At 70.1% G+C, this 5,804-nt stretch carries 6 protein-coding genes; 4 read left to right on the top strand and 2 right to left on the bottom strand.

The genetic code is table 11. The annotated features are described in order from the left end of the window. Window positions 1-443 precede the first annotated feature (443 nt). Both K6I34_RS29955 and K6I34_RS29950 read left to right on the top strand, forming a co-directional pair. Window positions 444-1,511, top strand: a complete 1,068-nt coding sequence (locus tag K6I34_RS29955) for a hypothetical protein (protein WP_229330679.1) — start codon at window positions 444-446, stop codon at window positions 1,509-1,511. Between the two features lie 29 nt (window positions 1,512-1,540). Then, window positions 1,541-2,146, top strand: a complete 606-nt coding sequence (locus K6I34_RS29950) for a hypothetical protein (protein WP_229330677.1) — start codon at window positions 1,541-1,543, stop codon at window positions 2,144-2,146. Between the two features lie 13 nt (window positions 2,147-2,159). Here K6I34_RS29950 and K6I34_RS29945 read toward each other — a convergent pair whose 3' ends face one another. Continuing rightward, window positions 2,160-3,068, bottom strand: coding sequence for an AraC family transcriptional regulator (locus K6I34_RS29945; protein WP_229330675.1), 909 nt, complete (start codon window positions 3,066-3,068; stop codon window positions 2,160-2,162). Between the two features lie 100 nt (window positions 3,069-3,168). On the opposite strand from K6I34_RS29945, the gene K6I34_RS29940 reads away from it, so the two are divergent. Then, entirely contained in the window at window positions 3,169-4,029 is an 861-nt protein-coding gene (locus tag K6I34_RS29940) for an NAD(P)H-binding protein (RefSeq protein ID WP_229330673.1), read from the top strand. Between the two features lie 51 nt (window positions 4,030-4,080). On the opposite strand, the gene K6I34_RS29935 is transcribed toward K6I34_RS29940, so the two are convergent. Continuing rightward, window positions 4,081-5,031: a ScbA/BarX family gamma-butyrolactone biosynthesis protein gene (locus K6I34_RS29935; protein WP_229330671.1), complete on the bottom strand. Its 951-nt coding sequence runs from the start codon at window positions 5,029-5,031 to the stop codon at window positions 4,081-4,083. 118 nt (window positions 5,032-5,149) lie between these two features. Between K6I34_RS29935 and K6I34_RS29930 the strand changes: the two genes are divergently transcribed. Further along, window positions 5,150-5,804, top strand: a 655-nt coding sequence (locus K6I34_RS29930; RefSeq protein WP_229330669.1) for a ScbR family autoregulator-binding transcription factor, incomplete at its 3' end; no start/stop codon positions are given.

The following is a 5,804-nucleotide window of genomic DNA, read 5'->3' as shown; positions in this document are numbered from 1 at the left end:
GTCGGAGGGGGAGCCGGAGCGGGGGTGAGGCCGCGCCGCGCGTTCCGGCCGATTCGGGGCTGTGTGCCGGTGCGAGGCCTTGCCGTCGGGGACGCCAGGCGTAGCCGGAAAGAAGGACGCGGCTCCGGAACCGACGGCGGCCCTTCCGCCCACGCGGCAACATCTCCGGCATGAGTGACCGCGACCCACAGGCGGACGGCCGTCCTGATCGGCATCGATTCCACAAGGGAAACAGCAACAACTCCTTTTCCGGCAGCGGAAGATCGCCTTTCGGATTCTTCCGACTGTCGCTGTCCCGTCCTCGCTGTGGTGTTCTGGTCACGGACTCTGCGGTGGGCCATAATGATGGCCGTTCGCTCGGCCTTCCGTCGACCGTGCCCGAACCGGTGAGCGACGTGATACCCGATCCCGCGAGGTCGATGATGCAGCCGGGGAAGCCTCTGTTGAAGTACTTCACGGAATCCGAGCTGCGTCCGGCTCGACGCCCGGGCCGTACGGGCAGAACTCCGGTGGCGCTGCTGGGCGGCGACGAGCTCGACGACGTGCGATCCCTGGCCGAGGAATTCTCACGCGGTGGCGAGGCCGCGGTGAGCCGGACCCGGCTCGATCGCAAGCCGCACATGCGGATGTTCATCGCGTTCCTGTGCGCCCTCGGTGCACTTCGGGTCGAAGAATCCGGGGGCAGTTATCAATTGAGGCCCTCCGGGAGGCTGGCGAGGCACGTCCCGCAGCTCCTCCATATCTATCTCTCGGAATCCCTCACGCTGATCGACAGCTGGAACGTGGCCCGCGTCATTCCGGAGGAGTCGATGAGCGCGCTGGAGCTGCTCACCCAGTTCGAACTCCGCCGTATCGACCTCACCCGGCGAGCCGGTCGGGATGTACGCCCGCTGGCGGAACGGCCGGTCGCGTTCGCCGTCTTCCACGCGGTCAACGACAAGGGCGACGACTGCTACCTGTTCGAGATCAACCAGGACTGGGGGCGGCTCAACTTCATCGGCGGCAAGCAGGAGGCCGCCGACGGGGGCGACTTCCTCACGACGGTCACCAGGGAGATCGTCGAGGAACTCGGGCTCGCCGCGCAGCGCCTGTCCCTGTCCCGGCTGAACGATGAACCGCTGACGGCCTATGGACTGAGCGGCAACGCGGGCAGCCTGGCCCACTATCCGTGTGTCCTGTACGGGGTGCGGGTGGACGGGCCGTTGCGCGTCCGGATGCAGGACCGGTGGCTCACCGAGCGCCAGATCAGGGATTTCCGTGAGCTGCGGGACGGACCCTTGATGGTCAATCCGGTCTACTTGGATTTCCTTCTCGCCGGTTCCCCGTCACGGCTGTCCCGTACACCGGTCAGCACCGCGGACAAGGTCCGCACCTGGCGGGATCACGAGATCATTCCTGACACCGAGCGGCCGGTCAAACGGTGGGTGAGAGTGCTGCGGGAGAACAAGGATCTGCTGGCGGCCGTACTCACGCTGTTGGGGGCGGTCATCGCGTTCATGTCGGTGTTCTGACGTTGGTCGTCCCGATAGGCACGACGGCCATGGATGCTCTTCGAACTCTCGTCATGGACGAGTTGGGGGTGCCCTCGGAGTTCTTCTTCGAGTTCGCCATCCATGAGGTCGGGGTCAATTGGCGGCAGCGCAACGTCACGGCCCGGCAGAGAATCGAGTCACTGCCGGAGTCGCTGTTGCACGGCCCGTTCGAGTCGTTCTTCGTCAAAGTCGGAGACCGCGAATCGGCCGCGAAGCTCTACCGGGCCGCCGGGGAGTGCAGACTGGCTCTTTCGGTGGCCTCCAGGATCAGGGACGAGGACATGGGGCTCCTCGGGCATCTCGCGCTCATGAATCTTCATCCGGAGGGATTCCTGGGCCGGGAGGAGCTGGGCAAGGCGGTTCTCCAGGTGACCGGCGGCATCCCGGGGTATCTGCTGACCAGCGGGCGCTTCTTCCATTACTACGGCAGACGACTGTTGAGCAAAGCCGAATGGACCGACTTCGCCGCTCGTTTCCTGATGCCGTGCACGATGGTCAGCCCCAGATACATCGGCCACAGCCTGAGCCGCGACACCTGCTGCCTTCGGCTGAACGCCGTCCCCCCGCACAAGCCGAGCGTCCCCGAGGTCGTCGCCGCCCTCGGCGCGGGCTGAGGCATGCGTCCGCTCAGGGTATGGGGCGTGTCATCGACTCGGCCGCGGAGGTGGAAAAGGCGCTCGGGCTCGCCCCCTTGACCCTCTTGAAGGCCGTGCTGAAGCCGGACGGATCGGCGTAGCCGACGCGGCGGGCGGCCGAGGCGACCGTGGTGCCGGGTTCGGTCAGCAGATCGGCGGCCAGGGTCATCCGCCATTCCGTCAGATACGTGAGCGGCGGCTCGCCGAGCCGCTCCTGGAAGTGCTTGGCGAAGGTGGAACGGGACACACCGGCCACTGCCGCCAGGGAGGCCAGGGTCCAGGCCCGTTCCGGGGCGTCGTGCATGGCCCGCAGGGCGGGGCCCACCACGTCGTCCCCCAGCGCGCGGTACCAGGCGGGCGGGGCGGCCTCGGGCCGGTCGAACCACTCGCGCAACGTGCACACCAGCAGCCAGTCGAGCAGCCGGTCGGTCACGATCCGGCGTCCGGGCAGACCGCGGGTGAGCTGGTCCTCCAGATAGCCGCGCATGGCCGCGCAGTCGTGCTCGTCGGGGACGACGGCCACCGGCGGCAGGGCCCGCAGCAGCCGACGCGGTACCTCGCCGGGGACGTGGTAGCTGCCCGCCAGGAGGACCGTACGGCCGTCGATGTCGGCGTCGGTCTCGGCGTCCCGCGCAGGCTCCGGCCGGACGGCCGACGACCGCGGGTCGTCCGTGAACACGAACGGCCCGGGGCCGCGCACGATCGCGGCCTCGCCCGTGCGCAGCCGGTGGGGTTCCCCGCCGTCGTCCCGGACGATCCAGCCCTCGCCGCGCAGCGGTACGCACAGGGTGAGGTGGGCGTGGTCCGCGAAGCGCAGTGCCCACGGCGGTGTCAGCACCGAGCCGCCGAGGGCCGCGCCGTTGGCCCGCACGCCGCGCAGCAGGTCGTCGAAGAGGTCCATGACGACACGTTATGCGGGGTGCCGCGGGCGCGGACTCATGGGCATGCGGTGCGGACGATCACCCATGGCCTGCGGTGCGGCAGGCGGATTGACTCGTCGCATGCAGAACAATGTTCCCCTCAGCACCGATTCGCATACTGATTCTGTTCTCGTCCTGGGAGCGACCGGCAAGACCGGTCGCCGCGTGGTGCGCGAGCTGCGCGCCACGGGCGTTCCCGTCCGGGCCGCGTCCCGCTCCGGCGACGTCCGCTTCGACTGGACCGACCCCGCCACCTGGCCCGGCGCCCTGGAGGGCGCGTCGGCCGTCTACCTGGTCGCCCCCGACGAGGGGTACGCGGCGGTGCCGGAGTTCACCGCCCGGGCCGTACGGGCGGGTGTCGGCCGGTTCGTGGTCCTCTCGGGCCGGGGCATCGAGCACGTGGGCCCGGACTTCGGGCAGGGCATGGTCACGGCCGAGGAGGCGGTGCGCGGCTCCGGCGCCGAGTGGGCCGTCCTCCGGGCGAACAACTTCAACCAGAACTTCGACGAGGACCTGTGGTGGCGGCCGCTGCGCGACGGCCGCCTGGCCCTGCCCATCGGGGACGTCGAGGAGCCCTTCGTCGACGCGGACGACGTCGCGGCGGTGGCCGCCGTCCTGCTCACGCGCACCGGTCACACCGACGGAGTGCACGAGGTCTCCGGACCGCGCGGGCTGACGTTCGGCGACGCCGTCGCGACGATGGCCCGGGCGGCCGGCCGGGAGATCCGGTACGTGGAGCTGACCCCGGAGGAGTACCACGCGGAACTGCTGGCCGACGGCTATCCGGAAGCGGTGGCCCGGGCCCTCGGCACCATGTTCGCCCTCCACCGCGAGGGGCACACGGCCGCTCCGGCCGACGGTGTGCGGCGTGTCCTGGGCCGGGAGCCGGTGGACTTCACGGCGTACGCGGAGCGGGCCGCGGCGGCGGGGGCGTGGAGCTGATCGCGTCGGGGCGCAGCGCGCACGGAAGTGGTCCGGCGAGGACCGTCTCGATCAGGTGGCGGGGGTCGGCGCGAGGGTCACGGCGGCGGTGAAGACCCTCCGGTCGCGCTGGTGCGCGTCGACCCGTACGCGGGGCCGACCGTGGAGATCGGGTCGCAGCGGGGTGGTGGTGAGCCAGCAGGGCGCGTCGAACTCGACGTACCGGTCGAAGGCGGTGTCGAAGCCGACCGGAAGCGAGGGGAACCCCAGTCGCGCCTGTGCCGCCTGGCCGGCCGCCTCCAGGAGCACCATGCCGGGTATGTGGTCGTGCGGGTGGTCGTACAGCACGGAGTGGCTGGTGTCGACGCGCATCCGCCAGCGGTCCGCCTCGCCGGTGGGGGAGATGACCACATCGCGGGTCCGCAGACGCCGCACGCGCTCGGGAGAGACGGCGGGGGTGGGCGGCAGGGCCTGGCGGAAGGCGGCGCGGGCATCGGCGTACGGGCCGCGCAGCCGGTCGTAGATGACGCCCGGGTGGGCGCTGTAGTGGATCTCGGCGGAACCCGCGTACGCGCCGTCGACGGTGCCCTCGACATGGGCGACCAGCTGGACCGAGCCCAGTCTGCGGCGCTTGACCGCCGAGTGGACGACCCGCAGCCGGACGGCGGTCGGCCGCCCGGCGGTCCGCAGGGCGTCGGCGACCACGTCCGAGCGCAGGTACTCCCAGCCCAGGCGGTAGTCCATGGGGACGCCCTGCGCCGTGTGGCAGGACACGGCGAGCGCCTGGCGCACGCTCTCGGTGAAGAGCAGCGGGCTGTGGGTGTGCGGGGTCAGGGTGTAGAAGTCGTGGGCGTCCGGCCACTCGACGGTGACGATCTGTTCGGTGTCGCACAGATGGCGGCAGTCGACGACGAGGGCCTCCGAGAGGTCCCGTTTGCCGACGTAGTCCTTGGGCTCCTTGGGCCCGGCCCCGGTCCGGGCCCGCTCTGCGACCGGTGATGCTGCAACGCTGGTGTGAGACATGGTGCTGCTCCCCCCTGAGCTGCCCACGCCCAGCCTGGTACGGCTGGACGATGCATGATCGAACAAATAAAATAGTGTTCATTCTTTTCTTTGTCGAGTGGTGAGCCAGGGAGACCGCATGGTGCAGCGAACGCGAACTGTGAAGCAGGAGCGAGCGGTACGAACGAGAGAGGCGCTCGTCCAGGCGGGCGCCGAGGTCTTCGGTGAGCTCGGGTTCGCCGGCGCCAGCGTCTCGAAGATCGCCGACCGGGCGGGGCTGACGCTCGGCGCGGTCTACTTCCACTTCAAGTCGAAGGAGGAGCTCGCCCGCGAGATCGTGCGCGCGCAGCCCGGCCGGGTCAGCCCGCCGCAGCAGTCCGAGGGGCTGCAGCACGCCGTCGACATCACGCTGACCTGGGCGTACGGACTGGTCGGCGACGCCGTGCTGTTCGCCGGCGCCCGTCTGGTGATGGAGCAGGAGCAGTTCATCGCGCCGGAGGAGAACTCGCACCGGCAGTGGACGGAGGTCATCGCCTCCGACTTCCGCGTCGCGCAGGCCAAGCGGGAACTGCGCAAGACGGTCTGCGCGGACGCGTTGTCCCGGCTGATCGTCAACGCCTGTACCGGCGCCCAGATGCACTCCTCCATCGAGTCGGGCCGGGCGGACATGCCGCAGCGTGTCGAGGAGATGTGGCGGATCGTGCTGCCTTCCGTCGCGATGCCGAGCGCCATCGCGCGGCTGGAGTTCGGCGAGGACCGGGGCAGGAGGGGCTGGCCGCCGGGCCGTCGGAGGG

Source organism: Streptomyces sp. UNOC14_S4, from assembly GCF_020740835.1.
Classification (GTDB): Bacteria; Actinomycetota; Actinomycetes; order Streptomycetales; family Streptomycetaceae; genus Streptomyces.
The sequence above is the reverse complement of the archived record's forward strand: the minus strand, read 5'-3'. Positions and strand labels throughout refer to the sequence as shown.